This is a genomic window from Kitasatospora sp. NPDC048298, assembly GCF_043201465.1.
GTDB lineage: Bacteria > Actinomycetota > Actinomycetes > Streptomycetales > Streptomycetaceae > Kitasatospora.
The window spans coordinates 1-20,097 of sequence record NZ_JBICYZ010000035.1 but is presented as its reverse complement, the minus strand read 5'-3'; the positions used below and the strand labels follow the sequence as shown (position 1 = coordinate 20,097).

At 72.3% G+C, this 20,097-nt stretch carries 16 protein-coding genes and 2 pseudogenes; 4 read left to right on the top strand and 14 right to left on the bottom strand.

Features of this window, described 5'->3' with window-relative positions; all coding sequences use genetic code 11:
* Window positions 1–206: 206 nt before the first annotated feature.
* On the bottom strand, window positions 207–1,640 hold the full coding sequence (locus ACGF0D_RS24740) for a helix-turn-helix domain-containing protein (RefSeq protein ID WP_392919669.1): 1,434 nt from the start codon (window positions 1,638–1,640) through the stop codon (window positions 207–209).
* Window positions 1,641–1,997: 357 nt separating this feature from the next.
* On the opposite strand from ACGF0D_RS24740, the gene ACGF0D_RS24735 reads away from it, so the two are divergent.
* On the top strand, window positions 1,998–5,204 hold the full coding sequence (locus ACGF0D_RS24735) for a M28 family peptidase (RefSeq protein ID WP_392919666.1): 3,207 nt from the start codon (window positions 1,998–2,000) through the stop codon (window positions 5,202–5,204).
* Window positions 5,205–5,335: 131 nt separating this feature from the next.
* Here ACGF0D_RS24735 and ACGF0D_RS24730 read toward each other — a convergent pair whose 3' ends face one another.
* Window positions 5,336–5,959: a hypothetical protein gene (locus ACGF0D_RS24730; RefSeq protein WP_392919663.1), complete on the bottom strand. Its 624-nt coding sequence runs from the start codon at window positions 5,957–5,959 to the stop codon at window positions 5,336–5,338.
* Between the two features lie 332 nt (window positions 5,960–6,291).
* On the bottom strand, window positions 6,292–6,930 hold the full coding sequence (locus ACGF0D_RS24725) for a hypothetical protein (RefSeq protein WP_392919660.1): 639 nt from the start codon (window positions 6,928–6,930) through the stop codon (window positions 6,292–6,294).
* A gap of 194 nt (window positions 6,931–7,124) precedes the next feature.
* On the opposite strand from ACGF0D_RS24725, the gene ACGF0D_RS24720 reads away from it, so the two are divergent.
* Both ACGF0D_RS24720 and ACGF0D_RS24715 read left to right on the top strand, forming a co-directional pair.
* Entirely contained in the window at window positions 7,125–8,363 is a 1,239-nt protein-coding gene (locus ACGF0D_RS24720; protein WP_392919657.1) for a cytochrome P450, read from the top strand.
* Window positions 8,364–8,563: 200 nt separating this feature from the next.
* Window positions 8,564–10,348: a penicillin-binding transpeptidase domain-containing protein gene (locus tag ACGF0D_RS24715; RefSeq protein ID WP_392919654.1), complete on the top strand. Its 1,785-nt coding sequence runs from the start codon at window positions 8,564–8,566 to the stop codon at window positions 10,346–10,348.
* 62 nt (window positions 10,349–10,410) lie between these two features.
* On the opposite strand, the gene ACGF0D_RS24710 is transcribed toward ACGF0D_RS24715, so the two are convergent.
* From ACGF0D_RS24710 to ACGF0D_RS24700, 3 genes are all read right to left on the bottom strand, one after another.
* Window positions 10,411–11,142 (bottom strand): TetR/AcrR family transcriptional regulator, encoded by a 732-nt coding sequence (locus ACGF0D_RS24710; protein ID WP_392919651.1) that lies wholly within the window; start codon window positions 11,140–11,142, stop codon window positions 10,411–10,413.
* 151 nt (window positions 11,143–11,293) lie between these two features.
* The gene (locus tag ACGF0D_RS24705) at window positions 11,294–11,974 is read right to left on the bottom strand and encodes a hypothetical protein (RefSeq protein ID WP_392919648.1); all 681 of its coding nucleotides are present in this window, start codon (window positions 11,972–11,974) and stop codon (window positions 11,294–11,296) included.
* Complete coding sequence (locus tag ACGF0D_RS24700; protein WP_392919645.1) at window positions 11,971–13,287, bottom strand: hypothetical protein; 1,317 nt, start codon at window positions 13,285–13,287, stop codon at window positions 11,971–11,973. Before ACGF0D_RS24700 ends, ACGF0D_RS24705 begins: the two co-directional genes overlap by 4 nt.
* Window positions 13,288–13,522: 235 nt before the next feature.
* Between ACGF0D_RS24700 and ACGF0D_RS24695 the strand changes: the two genes are divergently transcribed.
* Window positions 13,523–14,431 (top strand): UTP--glucose-1-phosphate uridylyltransferase, encoded by a 909-nt coding sequence (locus ACGF0D_RS24695; protein ID WP_392876775.1) that lies wholly within the window; start codon window positions 13,523–13,525, stop codon window positions 14,429–14,431.
* A 52-nt stretch (window positions 14,432–14,483) separates the two neighbouring features.
* On the opposite strand, the gene ACGF0D_RS24690 is transcribed toward ACGF0D_RS24695, so the two are convergent.
* The 8 genes and pseudogenes from ACGF0D_RS24690 to ACGF0D_RS24655 all read right to left on the bottom strand — a co-directional run.
* On the bottom strand, window positions 14,484–15,707 hold the full coding sequence (locus ACGF0D_RS24690; protein WP_392919642.1) for an FAD-dependent monooxygenase: 1,224 nt from the start codon (window positions 15,705–15,707) through the stop codon (window positions 14,484–14,486).
* Window positions 15,708–15,893: 186 nt separating this feature from the next.
* Complete coding sequence (locus ACGF0D_RS24685; RefSeq protein WP_392919639.1) at window positions 15,894–16,661, bottom strand: hypothetical protein; 768 nt, start codon at window positions 16,659–16,661, stop codon at window positions 15,894–15,896.
* A 163-nt stretch (window positions 16,662–16,824) separates the two neighbouring features.
* Complete coding sequence (locus tag ACGF0D_RS24680; RefSeq protein ID WP_392919636.1) at window positions 16,825–17,088, bottom strand: Imm8 family immunity protein; 264 nt, start codon at window positions 17,086–17,088, stop codon at window positions 16,825–16,827.
* Window positions 17,089–17,102: 14 nt separating this feature from the next.
* Window positions 17,103–17,594, bottom strand: coding sequence for a hypothetical protein (locus ACGF0D_RS24675; RefSeq protein WP_392919633.1), 492 nt, complete (start codon window positions 17,592–17,594; stop codon window positions 17,103–17,105).
* Window positions 17,595–17,706: 112 nt separating this feature from the next.
* Complete coding sequence (locus ACGF0D_RS24670) at window positions 17,707–17,991, bottom strand: RHS repeat domain-containing protein (RefSeq protein ID WP_392919780.1); 285 nt, start codon at window positions 17,989–17,991, stop codon at window positions 17,707–17,709.
* Window positions 17,992–19,287, bottom strand: a complete 1,296-nt coding sequence (locus ACGF0D_RS24665; protein ID WP_392919630.1) for a ricin-type beta-trefoil lectin domain protein — start codon at window positions 19,285–19,287, stop codon at window positions 17,992–17,994.
* Between the two features lie 139 nt (window positions 19,288–19,426).
* Window positions 19,427–19,723, bottom strand: a pseudogene (locus ACGF0D_RS24660) (integrase core domain-containing protein); the annotation flags it as partial.
* Window positions 19,724–19,730: 7 nt separating this feature from the next.
* Window positions 19,731–19,919: pseudogene (locus tag ACGF0D_RS24655) on the bottom strand (transposase); the annotation flags it as partial.
* Window positions 19,920–20,097 lie beyond the last annotated feature (178 nt).

The window sequence follows — 20,097 nt, the reverse complement described above, 5'->3', positions numbered from 1 at the left end:
TCGGCGGACTATACGCTCACGAAGTTGACGTTTGTACGGCGCGAAAGGGGCTCATTTTCGAGAACGAGCGGGAGTTGACGGTGTGACAGGACCGCTGTGCAGGATGCCGGGCGCTGGTGCGCCCCCTCTCGCGCCGCCGCGCGCGGCGCCCGATCCGGCCATATCGGACGACGGTCGCCGCCGGGGGCCCACGGAGCGCCGCCGGGTCAGGAGCGGGCCGGCTCCGCCAACCGGTGTGCGGCACGGGGCGCGTGCGCCGCGAGACGATCGCGCAGACCGCGCAGTTCGTACTCGACCAGCGCGGGCAGAGCCGTCGCGCCGGTCGCCTCCAGGGCCGGGCCGAGCAGGTCGACGGCCGTCGTCGGGTCGTGCGCGCAGACGTGGCAGTCCGCCGCCCGGACGATGAAGAGGAGGCGGCTGGACGGAAGTTGGTCCGGACCGAGCAGACCGAGTGCGGTCTCGGTGGCGTCCAGCGCCCGGCGGGCCAGCCGGGGGTCGTCGGTGGCCGCGGCGAGGTCGCGCAGCGCGGCGGCCGCGGCGGACTCGACCCGCATCCGCATCGAGGCGATGGAGAGCCAGGGCACGTCGACCTCGTCTTGCGCGCCGATGTGGTCCAGGTGCGCCCGGGCCAGGCCGATCTGCCGGACGGTCGCCCGCACGTCACCGGTGAGCGCGTACGCCCGGGCCCGGCTGATCCGTCCCATCGCCCCGGCCCAGTGCCGGCCCGGCGCGACCTGCTCGATCTCGCGGGCGTAGCCGAGGGCGGCGACCGGGTCCCCGTCCAGCCGGGCCAGGATGCTCATGTCGCTCAGCGTGCCGACCTGGGTGGCCTGGTCCGCGGCCAGTCCGGCCCAGGTGAGGGCGCGGTCGTAGCTGGCCATCGCGGTGGCGTTGCGGCCGTCCTGCATCCGCAGCGCACCGGCCGCGTGGGCGTGCTCGGCGGCCAGCCGGACCAGCGGGCCGCGCTGCGCGGCGGGGGCGGTGGCGAGCCGGGCGAGCACGGCGCGCAGGGTGCGCTCGACGGCGGCGGCCAGGCCCGGCCGGTCGCCGGTCTCGCCGGAGCGCAGGTGGGCGGCGAGCAGCCCGGTCAGGGCGTGCACGGTGACGGCGTCCAGCGGGCGGACGGCGGCCCGGCCGCCGAGCGTCTCGGGGGCGCAGAACTCGGCGTGCAGGTCGGCGAGTTCCCCGGGTTCCGGGACGGGACAACCCTCGGCGCCGTGCAGCGGGCAGAGCAGACCGTAGTCGGGCAGCCGCAACGGCGCGGGGGCCGGGAGCGGGGCGGGCGGGCCGGACAGGGCCCCGCCCGGCAGCGGGGGCCGGAGCAGGGCGGGCGAGAAGGCGTTGACGTGGCAGAGTTCGGCGCTCTCGGCGCGCTGGCAGGCGGCGCTCAACTCACCGGCGGCACCGAGGAGGTCGTCGATCCGGTCGGCGGTCCTGGGGGTGACCCGGCGGGCACCGTGCTCGATCTTGCTGACCGCGGTGTGGTCGTAGCCGATCCCGGCGCCGAGTTGCGCCTGGGTGAGGCCGGCCCGGCGCCGCCAGTGCCGAAGCCGGGCGCCGAACTCCCGCCAGGCCTCCTGGCCCCGGCCGGTCGGCGGTGCCGGCACCGCCGCCGCGGGGGCCACACGGTTGCGCTGCACGGCTGCCTCCCCGGGCCCGTCGTCCCCGGCCGCTCGCACGGCCCGCCGACGATTCCAGTGGTTCCGACGACTCCGATGACGAGGACGGTACTCGATCGACACCCGCCCCGTACATGACGTGGTCTCAACCACTTGAGGAAAACCCCAGCTTGACGCGAAGGAGGGCCTGCCGCCTTGACGGAATTTGCCAACTCCTTGCCTCGAGCGCACCAGGCATTGACCTGGGCATGACGCCGTGTGAGGGTTCGGGCACCCGAGCGCGGACGGCCCGCACGGCCGTCCCCCAGACGCGGCCCTGCGGTGCGCCACCAGCCCTGGTCGTCCGCGGTCGAGGACCCCCACATGCGAGGAGCCTCGATGCAACGCAGAGTTTCCGCAGGCCGGTTGCTGACCACGGCGACCACCCTGACCGTACTGGCCGGCATGATCGCCGCCACCGCGGGCCCGGCCGGCGCCGCACCCGCCCCCTCCCCGACGCCGCCCAGCGCCCTGGCCGCCGCGGTGAACGCGGCCGACGCCGCGGCCGCGGCCGGCCTGGACGCCCTGGCCAAGGGCCCCGACGAGACCTACGAGCGCAAGGCCGTCACCCCGTGGGTGGGCGGCCTGTACTCGGTGGCGTACGAGCGCAGCTACCGCGGCCTGCCGGTGGTCGGCGGTGACGCGGTGGTCCTGGCCGACGGGCAGGGCAAGGTCCGCGCCCTGCAGTCGGCCGCCCCCGGCCCCGTCGGCGGCTCGGTCACCCCGCAGGTCGGCGCCGACCAGGCGGAGCGGACCGCCCGCACCGAGCTGGCCGCCGTGGACTCGGTGGAATCCCGCCGCCTGGTCGTCCGGGTCAAGGACGGCAGCAGTCGCCTCGCCTGGGAGACCGTCCTCACCGGCCGCACCGAAACCGCGCCCAGCCGCCTGCACGTCTTCGTCGACGCGGCGACCGGCGAGGTCGTCGACAGCTACGACGACGTGCGCGCGGGCACCGTCAACAGCGAGTGGAACGGGCCCTCCCCGGTCACCATCAGCACCACCGGCTCCGGCGGCTCGTACTCGCTGCGCGACCCCAACCGGCCCGGCCTGTCCTGCTCCGACTACGGCACCGGCCAGGTGTTCTCCAAGTCGAGCGACTCCTGGGGCACCGGCAGCGCCTCCAGCAAGGAGACCGGCTGCGGGGACGCCATGTTCGCGGCCCAGAAGGAATGGGACATGCTCCGCGACTGGCTGGGTCGCAACGGGCACAACGGCAACGGCGGCAGCTGGCCGGTCAAGGTCGGCCTCAGCGACGTCAACGCCTACTGGGACGGCTCGACGATATCCATCGGCCACAGCCAGGCCAACAAGTGGATCGCCGCCATCGACGTCGTCGGCCACGAGTTCGGCCACGGCATCGACCAGTACACCCCCGGCGGCGCCAACAACGAGGCCGGCCTGGGCGAGGCCACCGGCGACATCATGGGCGCGCTCACCGAGGCCTACGCCAACGAGCCCGCCCCCTACGACTCCCCGGACTACACCGTCGGCGAGATGATCAACCTGGTCGGCAACGGCCCGATCCGCAACATGTACAACCCCTCCCTGGTGAGCAACAACCCCAACTGCTACTCGGCGTCCATCCCGCAGACCGAGGAGCACGCGGCGGCCGGCCCGCTGAACCACTGGTTCTACCTGCTCGCCGAGGGCTCCAACCCCGGCGGCGGCAAGCCCACCAGCCCCACCTGCAACAACTCCTCCGTCACCGGCATCGGGATCAAGGACGCCGGCCGGGTCTTCTACGGCGGCATGCTGCTCAAGACCAGCGGCATGACCTACAAGCGCTACCGCACCGCCACCCTGACGGCGGCGAAGAGCCTGGACGCGAGCTGCACCTTCTTCAACCGGGCCAAGGCCGCCTGGGACGCCGTCAGCGTCCCCGCGCAGAGCGGCGACCCGACCTGCACGCCGTCCGGCACCAACGACTTCTCGCTCTCGCTCGGCCCGGCCTCCGGCTCCGTCCAGCCCGGCGCCTCGACCTCGTCGACCGTGAGCACCGCCGTCACCTCCGGCACCGCCCAGACCGTCGGCCTGACCGCCTCCGGCCTGCCCTCGGGCGTCACCGCGAGCTTCAACCCGTCGTCGGTGCAGGCCGGTTCGTCCTCGACGCTGACCCTGTCCGCCTCCGCGGCCGCCGTGGCCGGGACGTACCAGATCACCGTCACCGGCACCGCCGGCGCCACCACCCACACCGCCCAGTACGGCCTGACCGTCGGCGGCGGGGGCAACCCCGGCGGGCCCGCGCCCGACATCGACGTCGCCAAGGTCCAGGCCCACCTGTCCCAGCTGAACAGCATCGCCAACCAGAACGGCGGCCACCGCCGGGCGGGCAGCGCCGGACACAGCCAGTCGCTGGCGTACATCAAGGGCAAGCTCCAGGCCGCCGGCTACAGCGTCACCGAGCAGACCTGCACCTCCTGCACCTACCAGTCCAACAACCTGATCGCCGACTGGCCCGGCGGCCCGTCCGACCAGGTCACCATGTTCGGCGCCCACCTGGACAGCGTCTCGGCCGGGCCCGGCATCAACGACAACGGCTCCGGCTCGGCGACCCTGCTGGAGAACGCGCTCGTGCTCGCCCAGCAGAACCCCAGCCTGACCCGGCACGTCCGGTTCGCCTGGTGGACCGGCGAGGAGCAGGGCATGCAGGGCTCGCAGTCCTACGTCGGCCAGCTGAGCTCCGCCCAGCGCTCCGCGATCAAGGCGTACTACAACTTCGACATGATCGCCTCGACCAACGCCGGCTACTTCATCAACAACCTCAACTCCACCGCCGCCGCCCCGATGAAGGCCTACTGGGACTCGCTGAACCTCAAGCCGGAGGAGAACGTCGAGGGCCAGGGCCGCTCGGACGACTACTCCTTCCAGCAGGCCGGCATCCCGACCTCGGGCTACGCGGCCGGCGCCAGCGACACCAAGACCTCGGCGCAGGCGGCCAAGTGGGGCGGCACCGCGGGCCGTTCCTACGACTCCTGCTACCACTCGTCCTGCGACACCACCGCCAACATCGACGCGACGGTGCTCAACCGCAACGCCGACGGCGTGGCGTACACCATCTGGAAGACCTCGGTCGGCGGCAGCACGCCCACCAACGACTTCTCCGTCTCGGTGAACCCGACCACCGCCACCGTCAAGCCCGGTGAGACCGCCACCGCGACGGTCGCCACCGCGACCACCTCCGGCTCGGCCCAGACGGTCAACCTGACCGCCTCGGGCGCCCCGGCCGGCGTGACGGTCTCCTTCAACCCGTCCTCGGTGCAGTCCGGCGGCTCGGCGACGCTCACCGTCGCCACCTCCGCCTCGACCGCCGCCGGTACCTACAGCATCACCCTGACCGGGACCGGCTCGGCCACCCACAGCACCAGCTTCTCCCTGGTGGTGGGCAACGGCCCGACCGACCCGGGCGGTACCTGGACCCCCGGCACCACCTACCAGGCGGGTGACGTGGTGACCTACAACGGGGTCAGCTATCGCTGCCTCCAGGGCCACACCGCCCAGGTCGGCTGGGAGCCGCCGATCGTGCCCGCGCTCTGGCAGCAGGTGTGACCACGGTGTTCTGACACCCGGTGAAGCCGCTGCGCCGCGGTCCGTCGAGGGGACGGGCCGCGGCGCAGCCGTGTGTCCGGGGGCCGGCGTGCTCAGCCGACATGCTCAGCCGACATGCTCAGCGGGCGTGCTCAGCCGGCGTGGAAGGCCACCCGGACACTGGCGTCGACCGGGAGGACCAGCACGTTGCCGGTCTCCCAGAGCCATCGCCGCGGGATCAGGAACATCCGGTTGTCGGACTGCGCCAGCAGCCGCAGACCCTCGTAGCGGTAGTGGAAGTGCGACCCGGCCCCCGCGTCCGGCAGCGGCGTCTCCCGCACCCCGGGCCAGTCCAGTGCGAGCCGCTCCGAGGTGTCGAGCAGGACGGCCGGCCGCACCTGGAGGTTGTGGGAGAGCGTTTCGGCGTCGGCCTGCCCCTTCTGCTGGGCGTAGCTGCCGACCGCCCAGTACGCGCACAGCGCGAGGATCGCCACCGTGACGCCCAGCGCCACCCGCTCGCCCGCCACGGGGAACGGTGCGTCGGTGCCCCGCACGTACAGCAGCCGCGCCAGGAGGGCGAGCAGCAGGGCGCCGCCGATCAGCAGTGGGGTGCCCATCGGACCGGCGGCGACGACCTCGAACCCCGCCGCCAGGCCGAGCGTCAGCAGCGCGACCACCGGCAGGACGGCGGCGACGCACACCCGGCGCAGCACCCGGGAACCGCCCGCACCGCGGCGGGCGGCGCCGGACACCAGCGGGAACGCCAGGGCGGCCACCAGCGCCCCGCTGAGCGCGACCCCGGCGGGCAGGTAGAGCGCCGGGGAACTGCGCAGGAGCAGTTCCTGGGTGGAGAAGCCGATCGTCGCGGCGTCGATGCCGAAGTAGCCGTAGAGCGCGTCGGTGTAGGCGTAGCCGAAGAAGAAGAGCAGCGCGGTGACGAAGGTGGTCGGGGCGATCCAGCCCGCGAGCGTGCTGATCCAGCCGCTCCACGGGCTCGCGGCCGGCCGCTCCTCGGCTTCGGACAGCCGCTCCTCGGCATCGGACGACCGCTCCCCCGCTTCGGCGGCCCGGTCCTCCGCGTCGGCGGGCCGGTCCTCCCCGCCAGGGCTCAGGGGGTGCCCCCGGTCCCGGTGCCGGTCCCCCCGTTGCCGTGGGTCGGGGTTTCGACCCCGCCGGGGCTCTTCGACTCGCCGCCCGAACCGGTCGCACCGGTGGCGGGCGTGCTCGGGCTGGGAGAGGACGTGCCGGTGATCTCCCCCTCGGCCTTGAGCTCCCGGCTCTCCCCGCCGATGGCCACCATGTAGCAGATCGGTCGACTCTTCTCGCTCGACGTCGGGAGGGCGAACACCAGCGGTTCGCTGCCGCCGGAGGTCACGGTCGTCGTGGCCTGGCTCGGGGTGGCGTGCTCGGCTTTGTTCGCGCAGTCGGTGACGTCGCTGACGAGGGCCTGGACCGGGGTGGGCGAGGAGCTCTTCAGCGTGACGACGGCCCTCGTGCCCCAGCCCCGTGCACTGGCGGACACCGAGCCGGCTTCCTGGAAGCTCGCCTCGGTCTCGCGGGCCTTGGTCCGCTGGTCGTCGGGCTGCGGGCTCGTGGCCTGCCCGCTGCCGTTCTGGCTGTTGCCGTTCTGGCCGTTGTTGCCGGAGCCGCCGCCACAGGCCGCGAGGACCGGTACGAGCAGGGCGGCCACCAGCCACCGGGCCGCTCGGCCGGTCGGGCCGCCTCCGAAGTGCCGGGTCCCGGGCATGCGTTCTCCCATCCGCGCAGCGATCAGGGCCGGTCGGCCCCGCCGCACGGTACTCGGGCGGGTGCCGTGCGGCGGGGTGCCGCGCTGCCCGGGCCGCCGCCCGCCGCCCGGTCGGCGCAACCCGGGCCGGGGCGCCCTGACATAGAGTCGGTCCGGCACGGACGCACCGTCAGCAGACCGGAAGGAAACACCCCGTGAGCACGGACACCCGCCCGGTACCGGAACTGGCCGCCGAGGTCGTCGAGCAGTGGCGGGCCGAAGAGGCCGAGCTCGTCGACCTGCTGGCCCGCACCCAGCGCGGCGTCGGTGGCGTCGCCGCCTTCCGGCTCGGCCCGACGCCGACCGTCCTGGTCACGGACCCGGCCGCCGTGCAGCACGTCCTGGGCCGCCATCCGGACCGGTACGTCAAGCGCTCGCACCGCGCCCGGATGCTGGTCGGGGACGGCGTGCTGTCCGCCTCCGGGGACGCCTGGAAGCGTCAACGGCGGCTGCTGCAGTCGCAGTTCACCGGCACCGGGATGCGCCGCTACGAGCAGCGGATCGCCGCGGCGGCTCAGCGCACCGCCGAGCGCTGGGAGGGGTACCGGCGCACCGGGGAGACCTTCGACCTCGGCGAGGAGATGCGCCGCTTCGCCCTGGACACCGTCTGGCGGGCGCTCACCGGGCTGCCGCTGGACGACCGGACGGACCACGAACTCCGGTCGGTGGAGCGGGTGGTGGCCGCGATGCCGAAACTGCCGACCGACGCGGCGGACGCCCGGGACGCCGTCGCCGGGGACCTCGCCCGGATCGACGCGGTGGCCCACGCGGCGATCGACGCGGCGCGCTCGGCCGGCCCGTCCGAGGAGCCCGGAGTGCTCCGGGTGCTGGTCGAGGCGGGCGAGCGGTACCCCGAGTACACCGACCGGCTGATCCGCGACGAGCTGGTCACCCTGCTCGTCGCCGGCCACGAGACCACCGCCACCACGCTCACCTGGCTCTTCCTGCTGCTCGACCGCCACCCCGGGGCCCGGACGGCCGATCCGCAGGCGCTGGTGAGCGAGACGCTGCGGCTCTACCCCTCCGCCTGGCTGCTCCCCCGGCACGCCGTCGAGGACGACGTCATCGCCGGGCACCGCGTCGCCGCCGGGACGGACGTGCTGGTCTGCCCGTACCTCACCCACCGCGACCCGGCGCTGTGGCCCGACCCGGAGCGCTTCGACCCGGCCCGCTTCGCCCCCGGCGCGGACCGTCCCGGGCAGCTCGGCGCGTACTTCCCGTTCGGCCTGGGCGCCCGCGCCTGCCTGGGCATCCAGTTCGCGCTGCGCGAGACCACGGCGCTGCTGGAACTCCTGCTGCCGATGGGGCCCCTGGCGTTCTGCTCGCGGCCGGCGGGGGCGGCGTACAGCATCACGGTGCGACCGGACGGGCCGACGCCGGCGGTGCTGGGCTGAGACGGGCCCGAAGACGTGTGCAACCTTCCGGGCCCGCGCCGCATTGATGGGGTGGACCGGCCCGGCTGTCGACCGACCACCCGTCTCGACATAGGCTGATCCGCGCCCGAACGGACTCTCGTCCGGCCTCGGGCCCGCGGGCCGATCCGCCGAACGGGACAGGCCCGCAGCAGACGAAGGATCGCAGGGGGGACGGAAGCGTGTTCGAGGAGCACAGGGACAACAGGCACGAAGGTCATCAGGAGTACGACCAACTCGCCGACGACGACGTCGAGTACGACCTCGACAACCTCGACGACCCGGACCGCGGCGAGGACGGTGGCAGTGGGGGCCGGCGCGGCTCGACCGCGCGCCGGGTCGTGATGGTGACGGCCGGCGGGGTGTTCGCCGCCCTGCTGGCGGTCGGCGGCTACGGCGCCTACAACGTGCTGAACGCCGTGACGGACAACGACCCCTCCGGCGGCGGCCACCAGGGCTCCGCCACCGTGGCGAAGGCCCCGCAGGACCCGCCGACCGCAGAGCAGGCCGAGGCGGCGGCCAGGGAGTTCCTGGCGGCCTGGAGCCGCGGCGACATCGCCGCCGCAGCCGGCCTGACGGACCATCCGGAGACCGCCCGCGCCGCGCTGGCCACGTTCAACGAGCAGGTGGGCGCCCACTCGCTCGCGCTGACCGGGACGGGCCGCGCGCCGGCCGACACCCCGAGCGAGCCGGCCCTCGGCTTCCGGGTGAAGGCGGAGTTCGAGGGCATCCCGGACGCCTGGGAGTACGACAGCGTGCTGAGCTTCGTCCGGTCCCAGGACGGGCGGCCCGTGGTGCGCTGGAAGCCCTCGGTGATCCACCCCCAGCTCGCCCCGGGCCGGACCATCGCGGTGAAGGCGCTGCCCAACGCCGTGTCCAAGCCCACCGACCGCAAGGGCCGGCCGCTCGACGCCTTCCCCTCGCTGCGCGCCGTCCTCCCCCAGATCACCCCGCCGGAGGGCGGCACCGCCGCGCCCGGCCGGGCCGTGGTGCTCTCGGGCGCGGGCGGCGGCGCGGAGCCGGAGCAGCTGTTCGTGCTGACCCCGCCGACCGCCCCGAAGGTCAGGCTCACCCTGGACGCCGACCTCCAGCAGGCGGCCGAGGAGGCGGTCAAGCAGCAGTCGGCGAACGGCAATCCGGCCTCGCTGGTGGCCATCGAGCCGAGTACCGGCTTCATCCTGGCGATGGCGTACGCCCCGCAGGGCGGCTTCAACCGCGCGATCGCCGGCGGCCAGGCGCCTGGCTCGACGATGAAGGTGATCACCTCGGCCGCCCTGCTGGAGGCCGGGGTGAGCCCGGACACCGTGGTGCCGTGCAAGGCCACCACCAACTCCCCGCGCGCCTGGCACAACGACGAGCCCGGCGACTTCCCGTCCTACACGCTCGCCGACGACTTCTCCCACTCCTGCAACACCGGCTTCATCGACAAGGGTCTGGAGAAGCTCCAGCCCGGCGCGCTGGGCTCGGTGGCCCGCGAGCAGTTCGGGCTCGGTCTGGAGTGGCACATCGGCGTCCCGAGCCGGGACGTCACCATCCCGCCGCCGGGGAACAAGGACGAGGCCGCGGCCGAGTACATCGGCCAGGGCCGGATCCAGGCCAACTCGCTGGCGATGGCCTCGGTCGCCGCCACCGTGCAGAGCGGGACGTTCCGCCAGCCCGTGCTGCGCGAGGACGTGAAGCGGGTGACGGCGCCCGGCAAGCTCCCCGCCGACGTCGCCCGGGACCTGCGCGCCATGATGGCCAAGACCGCCACCCAGGGCACCGCCCGCACCCCGATGGCCGGGCTGTCCGGGCAGATCGGCGCCAAGACCGGCACCGTCGAGGCCGGCGGCCAGGCGAACAACAGCTGGTTCATCGCCTACCGCGGCGACCTCGCCGTCGCGGCCGAGGTCGAGGGCGGCGGGCACGGCTTCAGCGCGGCGGGAGTGGCGGCGGCGCAGGTGCTGAAGGCGGGCAACAAGGGCTGACGGCCCGCGGCCGCGCCTTCCCGGGCGGGCCGGCCGATCCCTCACCCGGGCCGGCCGTCGACCTACGCTCCGGCGAGGGTCGGCGGCCGGTAGTCCGCCCCCAGGCCCATCCGGTCCATCAGGTCCCGCATCAGCATCTCGAACATCGGCTCCTGGTCGACGATCAGGGGCGCGAAGTGCGCGAACACCTCCAGCGCCACCTGTCCGTAGATCGAACGCCAGCTGGAGAGCATCACGACCACCGCGCCGAGCGGCATCTCCACTCCGGTCGCCGCGCGGTACGCCGCCATCTGCTGCCGCAGCAGCGGCTCCAGTTCGTCGTCGGCCGGCACCGGGTAGGGGCGGGCGTTCCAGAGCTGCACGAACACCGGGCCCCAGACCTCGGAGAGCCGGCGGACCCAGTCGCTGCTCATGTCCGTCTGGGCGTCCGCCGCCGTGGCCGTCGGCGTGCCGAACAGCAGGTTGAACTCCTCGCGGTGGGCGAGCGCCCAGTGGCGGAAGACCCGGGTGGGGGCGATCAGCCGGGCCGCGAAGTCGCTCTCGGCCTGCGCGTCGACCGCCGCCTGGAGTTCCAGTGCGAGGTCGGCGACGATGTCGCGGGCGGCGTGCCGGACGATGTCCGCCAGGTTCTCGAAGTGCCGGTAGAGCGCCGCGGGGGTCACCTGCACCCGCCGGGCGATCTCGGCGAGACTCAGGGCCTCCACCCCGCGCACCGCGATGATGTCCCGTGCGACGGCCCGCACGTCCTCCGACATCTGGAGACGGAGTCGGTCGCGTCGCGTCAGCGTGTTCATCTTCCCGCTCTTCCCAGGCCCCGACGATCGCACGTTCGAATGCGTCGTATCCTACCGACCACCGGATCTGACCCGGCGTCGGGGCGGTACCGATGTCGGGGCCGGGCATGTCGCGGCCCTGCCCGGCCCCTGCCCGGCCCCTGTCCCGCCGTCAGGCCAGGCTCACCGCCACGGCACCGGCGGTGAGGTAGAAGAGCAGGAACAGCACCGGGATCCACAGCTCGACCAGCGTGAGCGGGAGGTACCGCCGGATCGTCTTGCCGTCCCCGAGCTCCACCCACTCGGCATCGTACGCGCGCGCCGGAAGCCGCTGCTCCAGTGCGTTGATCACCCGGTACTTGGCCCGGTTGAGCTGCCGGTAGGACGCGATCAGCAGGAACCAGGCCGCGCACTGCCCCACCGCCACCAGGCCGGCCACCACCAGCCCCCAGGTCGGCAGCCCCTCCAGCGCGCCGCCCCGGACCGCGCCGACCCCGGCCAGCAGGGCGGCGTTGACGGTCAGGAAGAAGGTGTTGGTCAGGCTGCGGCGGGCGCTGACCCGGTCCGCCATCTCCACGTACAGCTTGTACTGCTCCAGGACGGCCGCCTGGTACTTCTCGCCCGCCTCGTACTCCCGCGCGCCGACCAGGCCGTTCCACAGTCGCGCGTCGAGCGGGGTCGGTGGGTTCGGCGGGGCGGTCTGCGGGGCGGCCGACGGGGTGGTCGGCGGGACGGGCGGCGGGGTGGTCGTCGGGACGGGCGGCGGGACGGCCGACGAGGTGGTCGGCGGGACGGCCGACGGGGTGGTCGGCGGGACGGGCGGCGGGACGGGCGGTGCCTGGCCGGGGCTCACCACGCGGGCACCTCCGCCACCGACCCGCCCTCCGGCGGCAGTTCGCCCTCGACCTCGCGCACCCGGATGTCGACCCGGCCCGGCTTGGTCCGCGAGGGGCCGACCTCCTCGACGTCGACCAGGACCCGCCGGCCCTCCGTCAGCCGGCCCGCCTCCAGCTCCTCGCGGAGCGCGGGCAGCATGCGCCGCGCGTGCAGCAGCGCCAGCGTGGGCACCTCGGGGTGGTCGTCCAGCCTCACCAGGACGAAGGACTCGTTGACGACGGCGACGGTGGCCCCCTGCCGCTCCCCCGGCCGCGGGTAGTCGTCCAGCGACAGGGCCGGCAGCGGAACGGCCGGGGCGGCGACGGAGGTTCCGGCCGGCGGGTTCGCGGCACCGATCTCGATCCGCTGGCGCATCCGGTCGATCCACCGGATCGCCACCTGCACCTCGTCGTTCTCCTTCAGCCCCGCCGCCTCGTGCGCCCGCATCCGGGAGCGGCCGCCCCCGGGCAGCTCGACCCAGACGCCCGCGTTGTTCACCTGGTAGACCCGCGCGGTGAACACGGCGCCGCGCTGGTAGGTCCGCTCCCAGCCGTCCCAGGGGTCCTCGCCCTCCTGCTGGGTGAAGACCAGCACGTTGTCCCGGTACACGAAGAAGCCGGGGTAGTCCCGACCGACGTGGAAGCGCTGCGACATGTGGTCCGGGATGGTCTCGTGGTAGCCGATGTCCCGCTTGTGCATCTCGGCGATCCGGCGCGGGTTGCGGAGGTCACGGACCCGGATGTGGTCCTCGCTGACCTCCTCCACCCTGGCCCTGGCGCGCTGGCGGTCCTCCGGCGTGTACGGCCGCAGGTCCATCTCCGGCGCGCGGGGCTGCCGGCGCAGGGCCTCGATCTCCGCCCGCAGGCTCTTGCGCAGCTCGAACAGGCCCCGCACGCTCCACTCGTACCACACCACCCGGAACTGCCCCAGGGCGTTGCTGGGCACCTGGGCGCCCTTGTGCGCGATCACCACCAGCCGCTTGCGCAGGCACAGCGCCCAGGCCAGCTCCATGGCCACGGACGTCGACGGGACGGAGAGGTCGGCGACCACGATCCCGGCCCGGTCGATCCCGGACCAGGCGACGTCCATCGCGCTCTCGGTGGTGCCGGGGACCTTGTCGGCACGCTCGGCGCGCAGCTCCCAATTCCTGATCCAGTCCTCGAAGTGGCCCTCGTACAGGTCGTCGAAGTTCTCCGTCCTGCCGTTCGGCAACTCCTTGTCCTCGTACGGCATCGCGAAGAAGACCATGTCCTCCTCGACCGACCCCTGTCGCCGCAGATCCAGTGTCAACTTCCCCTCCGGCTCCCATGATGGACCGTTACAAAGTAACGGGTATTTACACCCTGGGGCGGGGGCAGCGCAACGCGGACGACGGGACTCCGGTGCGGCGCGACGCCCTACGGCCGCCGCGGGGCCAACTCCCGTACGCCGCCGATCCACTCGACGCCACGTCGGATCTTGGTAGCGTCGGCGGTGCCGCCGCGTCACCCCGGCGCAGCTCCACCGCCGAACGAGAGGGCGTCACATGGCCCCCAGGACGATCCGCCGAGCCGTCATCCCCGCCGCGGGCCTCGGCTCCCGCCTCCTGCCGCTGACCAAGGCCACGCCGAAGGAGATGCTGCCGGTCGGCGACAAGCCGGTGATCGAGCACACCGTGCGTGAGCTGGTCGAGAGCGGCATCACCGACATCACCATCGTCGTGAACGGCGACAAGGGCCTGATCCAGGAGCACTTCCGCCCCAACCCCGTCCTGGTCGAGCAGCTGCGCCGGGACGGCAAGGCGGCCTTCGCCGCGGCGGTCGAGGAGGTCGGCGAGCTGTCCCGCAAGGGCCACATCAGCTACCTCTACCAGCACGGTCCGTACGGCAACGGCACCCCGGTGCTGAACGCCGCCCGCCACTTCGGCGACGAGCCCTGCCTGGTGCTCTGGCCCGACGACGTCTTCGTGGCGGAGATCCCCCGCGCACAGCAGCTGATCCGGGCGTACGAACAGACCAACGCGCCGGTGCTCGCGCTGATGCCGATGGCTCCCGAGGACTCCTACCGCTACGGCGTGCCGGTGGTGAAGGAGGACCTGGGCGGCGGCTCGCTGCGGATCACCGGCCTGGTCGAGAAGCCGAAGCCGGCCGACGCGCCCTCCTCGTACGCGGCGATCGGCGGCTACGTGATCACCCCCGGCATCGTCGACGAACTGCGCGAACTCACCCTCCGGTGGCACGAGAAGCCCGAGGACGAGGTCTACCTGACCGACGCCATCAACGCCTACGCGGCCCGGCGGGCGGTGTACGGGCAGGTCATCGCCGGCACCTGGTACGACACCGGCAACCCCGCCGCTTACCTGCGCGCCCAGTTCGCCGCCGCGCTGGCCAACCCCGAGTACGGGCCCGAGCTGCGCCGGCTCGCCGCGGAGCTCTCCCCGGCGGCCGCCCGGTAGGGCCCGGGGCGCGCTCGCCCCAGGCCCTGACCGGCGAGGCCCGCCTCGCCGGTCAGTAGTCCGGCAGGTCGAAGTCGAGGGCCGCCCGGAAGGCCGCCTCCAGCGCCGGGTCGACCTGTCCGAGGTTCTCGGCGGTCTCGGACCGGGCCTTCCGGTCCCCGGTCAGTTCGAGGATCGCCTGGTTGGCGGCCACGTGGTCGCGCAGCCGCCGCTCGTAGGCGGGGTAGGCCGTGCGGTGGTCGCCGTCGGCCGCGTGCAGCTCACCCGCCAGGACGTAGGCGGCGGTCAGCGCCACACTGGTGCCCTGGCCGGTGGCCGGGGAGCAGCAGTACCCGGCGTCGCCGAGCAGCACGACCCGGCCCTTGGACCAACTCGCCATCCGGATCTGGGCGATGACGTCGTAGTGGAAGGCGTCGGTCTCCTCCAACGCCCGGAGGAGGCGCGGCAGCTCCCAGCGCGCGTGGGCGGAGCGCTCGGCCACCAGCCGGCGCTGCCGGGCCGGGTCGCGCGGCAGCATGTCGTCGAGCGGCTCGTCGCTGTGGAAGCCGACGAAGACCCGCAGTTCGCTGTTGTCGCGGACGGTCATCACCAGGCTGAACCAGTTCGGGTCGTCGTCGCTCCGGTGGGCGATCTCCCAGCGGTCGAGCCCGAGGTGGTTGGGCGCGCTCCAGCCGGCCAGGTAGGTACCGATGGGGTGCAGGTAGTCCGCCTCGGGGCCGAAGACCAGCCGGCGGGTGTTCGAGTGCAGGCCGTCGGCGCCGACCACCAGGTCGAAGGACCGCTCGACGCCGCTGCGGAACCGGACGTCGACGCCCTCCGGGTGCTGCACCAGGGTGTCGATCGAGTCGTCGAAGCGGTACTCGACCCCGGGCCCGGCTGCTGCCGTGCCGCTCCTCTCCGCTCCGGCGATCAGCTCGGCGAGCTCGTCGCGCAGGATCTCCACCTCCGGACCGCCGATCGGCCCGCCGGTGGCCGTCCACTCCGTGCTGCGGCGCAGCTCCCGGCCCTCCGCGTCCACCGCGGACATCCCGAGCAGCCCGGTCCGGCGGGCCCTCGCCTCCCCCAGCAGCCCCATCCGCTCGACCACCGCCAGCGCACTGCCCCGGACGTCCACCGCCTGCCCGCCACCCCGCAGCGAGGGCGCCCGCTCCACGACGGTGACGCGGAACCCGTACCGGTTCAGCCAGTACGCCAGGGCCGTGCCGGCGATCCCGGCCCCGGAGACCAGGACGGAGGTGGTGCGCGCCGCGGAGTGCGATCGGATGCTGTTCGACATGGTGACCTCCCATGGGTTGCTCTGTCTCAACCCCAGCCTGCGGCAAGCCACTTGCAACACACGGACAGCGCGCGGACAGCGCACGAACAGACCGCTGTCACCGCCGACAGGACACCGTCGACGCGCCGGCATGACAGCGGGGCCGCCACCATGGTGGTGACGGCCCCGCTCAGGTGGCGCTCGGTGTCACGAATGGAATCGGACGCGGACAATAAAGGCGTCGTCCGGCAGTTCGCGGAGGTACCGGTCCGCGAAGTCGAAGTACGCGTAGGCCGCGTTCGGTTCCTCCGGCGTGGGGGCGTACTCGAAGCAATCGGTCCACCGGCCGTCGAGGGTGACCAGGACGTTCGTGGTCTCGGCCCGTACGGCGGCTCGGTGCGCGTACTGTTCGCGGCTCTCGCCGAAGTACTCGACGGGATCCGAGTGCTTCGCCCATGCGGGGACGTTCGGGTCGGACTGCCGCCAGGCGGCCAGAGCCCGCATGAGCGGTTGTTCCCTGAACTCCTGATAGGGCAAGCCGATCGCGGGGGCGCCGGACGGGCTGCGTTCGGACTTCGCCTGGAGGGGCTGGGCGGGCGGGAACCGCGCGGCGAACTCGGACCAGGTGTCCCACTCCCGGGCAGCGGCAACGGCGGCGGCCGTGCGCTCGGTGTCGAGGTCGAGGACTCCTCGGGGTCCGCCGTCGCACCGGTGCGCGGGCTGCGCCGGGCGCGGGGAGCCGTCCAACCAGATGGGGCTGCGGATCAGTCGCGGGTCGTTCTCATGGCCCGGGCGGACGGCCAGGCCCCGCTCACCGTCGCCCCCGTAGACATGCCACCAGTCCCATTCACCCTGCCAGCGGCCGTCCACCGGCTGGGCGTCGTGCGCGAAGGGGGCGAGGGCCTCGGTGAGGGCGGCCGTCACATCGTCGGCGGCCGTCGCGTCCAGGCAGACCGTGGCGATGTCCTTGGGCATGCTTTCTCCTTGTGCGGAAGGGGTATGGCGGTGGCTGTTACCGAAGTTCCCGCAGTGCGCCGGCAGGACAGCGGGGCCGCCACCTTGGTGGTGGCGGCCCCGCTCGATGGTGACCGGTCATGTTCCGAAGGCACGGAGACGAATCCAGGTATCTATCAGGTCATCAGAAGATCGGATCGTCGAACTCCATGATGCCGATTCCCCCGAGGTTCTTGGCGACAGCGCGCCAGTCCTCCCCGGTCTGCCGCAGCACCATCCTGTCGACGGTGGCGATGATCTCGTCGATGTCACACGACTTGGCGATGACCAGCCCGTGTCCGGGGACAGTTCCGATCTCGTCCACCAGGCTCGAGAGGTGGCCCGGCGTGCAGACCGTGAACGCCAACGACTCCGCGACGTCGTTTCGGTTGCCGCCGGTCAGCGACACCGCGAGCGGGAGCGTCAGCCCATGGGCATGCGCCCCCGGCGGCCGAACCCTTGCCAGGAGCGAGTGGCGTAGTAGAACCATCGGACCGGGTTGAGTACGACCAGCCAAGCCGGCGACCGTCGCTCAATGAAATCCCTCCAGAAGTGTTCCTGCTCCTCGACAGTAGCGACATCCTCGGGCTGTGCAGGCCCGAACACGTACACCAGGTCACGGATCGTTGCCGGCCGCCAACGGTGGTTCAGGTACACCATGAATCCGCCTTGCCGACTGGTCGCGCCGGAGGTATGGGCGTTACGTCGAGCGCCATTGCAGCACAACCGGATCATCTGGTCGTCAAGCGGGCGTCGCACCTCCTGTAGCGCCTGGAACAGGTCATCGCCCTCACCCGTGTACGTGACACCGGATTCCGTTGTCAGCGTGACGGTCCACGGCGGATCTTCCGAGGCACCGAGAGTCCAGGTCTCGGCTGCCCCATCCTGCATGACCACTTCGACGCGCTCGTTCATCGGCCGCCACCGTAGAGCGGATTCTCCCTGGCCCTTCGGCGGAAGGTAGCCGGTTGCGCAACCCTCCAAGCAGAGAATCGAGTCGATTCCCCCGGCTATCGCATCGCACCAGTCACACAGGCCCGACGGATCGCTCCTTGTGACGGGGTTGTTTCCGCTGTAGGTGTAGCCCCCCCATCTCGTTGGGGTCACCGGCCTGGAAGATCGGATCGACGGTGAGGAAGCGCCCCAGGGACGGGTCGTAGTTGCGTGCGCCCAGCAAGTTCAACCCGCTGCCGCTGTCGACAGGCTTGCCGAGGTAGCCCCGGTTGTCGGCCCACGAGGTGGGGACGGTTCCTCGGGCGCTGCCGTAGGGATCGAAGGCTCGCCGGGTGACGCTCTTGGTGGCGCTGTCGATCTACAGGGTCGAGGTGTTCTGGGGGTTGGTCAGCTCGTAGGTGAGGCTCCCGTTACTGTCACGGACAGCGGTGGTGCCGTCAGGGTTGGAGTAGTAGCGCTTTCCGGTGACGATGGTGCCGTCGGGCGAGAGGGTGAGTTGTTCGGTGCCGCCGAACAGGTAGAGGATGGTGCCCTCGGGGCCACGCTGGATGAGCAGTTCACCGTTCGAGTCGTACAGGTACCGCGAGGTGCTGCTGCCCGCCCTCATGGGGTTGGTGACGGTCTCGGTGCGGCCTTCGTCGTTGTAGGTGAAGGTCTGGGTCGCGCCGGCGGTGGACTGGGTGCCCGCTGGACCCCACTTCTGGTTAGGGCCCTGGTTGCATGTGAAGAGCATCACCCGGGTTCCGGGGCTGCTGTTGGCCCACGGGATGTCCACGCACAGGCTGGACGCCACGTTGATCAGTGCACCGTCGGTACCGGTGCGCCACTGCTGGCTGGCATCGGCCCCGTTGCATGCCCACAGTTCGAGCTGTGAGCCGGACCCGATGTTGCCCCCGGCCGGACGCAGGCAGGCCCCGAGCACCCGCAGCGTGCCATCCTGTCCGACCGTCCACTGCTGCGCTGCTCCATCGTGGCAGGCCCAGGTCTGCACCGCGGTGCCGTTGTCACTGCGGCCACCCACGGCGTCGAGGCAGAGCGGGGTGGACCCGGTCGCGACGGCGGACGGAAGGGTGGTGGTGGCGGTGGTGGTGCGGCTGGTGGTGTTCCCCTGCGCGTCGTACTGCGGGGTCAGGGTGCTGGTGTAGGACGGGCCGCTGGGCGCATTGGCGCTGGAGGACCAGTGCTGGTTGGCCGCGTTGGCGCCGTTGCAGTAGTACAGCGCCAGCTGGACGCCGAGGTTGCCGTTCCACCCCGGGATGTCCAGGCAGAGCGAGGAGGCGCTCTGCACGAGGGCACCGTCGGCTCCGTCCTGCCACTTCTGGTTGTCGCTGCCGTCGCAGGTGGCGAGCTCGATGCCCCAGCCGACGAGACCGGCGGCGGGTCGCATGCACTTGCCGAGCGCCCGCACGGTGCCGTCGCCGGGCCGGGTCCAGCGCTGGGCCGGGCTGCCGTTGCAGTTGGTCGTCTCGACGGCGGTGCCGTCGGCCGTCAGGCCGTTGCGGACGTCCAGGCACAGCTTCACGCCGCCGGCACCGGCCATGGCCGACGTGATCGTGGTGGTGGGCTGCCCGGTGCGGGAGGTGACGCTGGTGACCGCGTTCGGCTTCGCGGCCTGGGCGGTGCCGTTGCCCGGGTAGACGCTGGTCTGGGTCACGTCGCGGTAGGTGTCGCCACCGACGTCGTGCCGGACCGTCTGGGTGCGGTCGCCGAGCAGGTTGTACTGGTAGCTCTGCCAGTACGGGGCCGGCCCGCCGATGGTCCGGGCTTTGCCCTATTTCGTAGACACTTGCCTGCTATGCCACCAGGTCCAGGCTATCGACGCTGGTGGCGTGCTGTCGTTCGTAGTCGACAGGGCTTCGGTAGCCGAGGGCGGAGTGGCGTCGCCTTCGGTTGTACCAGGCCATCCAGGAGAAGACCGCGGTTCGGGCCTGGGGTCGGCTCAGCCAGCGTGAACCGTAGAGCAGTTCGCGCTTGAGAGTGGCGAAGAACGACTCGGCGAGGGCGTTGTCGTAGCTGGAGCCGACCCGGCCCATCGAGCGCCGAATCCCGTGCGCCCGGCAGACCTCGGCGAACGCCGCGTCCGTGTACTGCCCAGGTTCAACCAGTCGTTGCAACAACAGCACCCTGCTGGATCAACAGTAGCTGCTCGTTGAAGACTTCGGCGGGTGTCCTCCATCCCAGGGTCTTACGAGGGCGGCTGTTGAGTGCTGTGGCGACAGCATCGAGGTCGCCACGAGTGTGCCTGCTGAGGTCGGTTCCCTTCGGGAAGTACTGACGCAGGAGGCCGACACGCTCAGCACTCGGCACAGCCGCTGTACTCCGTACAGGTCACGATGATCGGAGATGAACCGCCAGCGGCCGGTCATCGACCCATCGCCGAGTAGCCGGGGGGAATCTCACCCCCCGGCCCTCACAGAACCGTGCTTAACAGTCTCCCGTTACACGGCTCTTGTCGTTCTGATCA

Bases quoted from the DNA above. Each gene is read 5' to 3' on its own strand.
- ACGF0D_RS24690 (WP_392919642.1), bottom strand. From the start codon at position 15,707: ATGTCGAACAGCATCCGATCGCACTCCGCGGCGCGCACCACCTCCGTC.
- ACGF0D_RS24675 (WP_392919633.1), bottom strand. From the start codon at position 17,594: ATGAACGAGCGCGTCGAAGTGGTCATGCAGGATGGGGCAGCCGAGACC.
- ACGF0D_RS24725 (WP_392919660.1), bottom strand. From the start codon at position 6,930: ATGCCCGGGACCCGGCACTTCGGAGGCGGCCCGACCGGCCGAGCGGCC.
- ACGF0D_RS24695 (WP_392876775.1), top strand. From the start codon at position 13,523: ATGGCCCCCAGGACGATCCGCCGAGCCGTCATCCCCGCCGCGGGCCTC.
- ACGF0D_RS24710 (WP_392919651.1), bottom strand. From the start codon at position 11,142: ATGAACACGCTGACGCGACGCGACCGACTCCGTCTCCAGATGTCGGAG.
- ACGF0D_RS24735 (WP_392919666.1), top strand. From the start codon at position 1,998: ATGCAACGCAGAGTTTCCGCAGGCCGGTTGCTGACCACGGCGACCACC.
- ACGF0D_RS24685 (WP_392919639.1), bottom strand. From the start codon at position 16,661: ATGCCCAAGGACATCGCCACGGTCTGCCTGGACGCGACGGCCGCCGAC.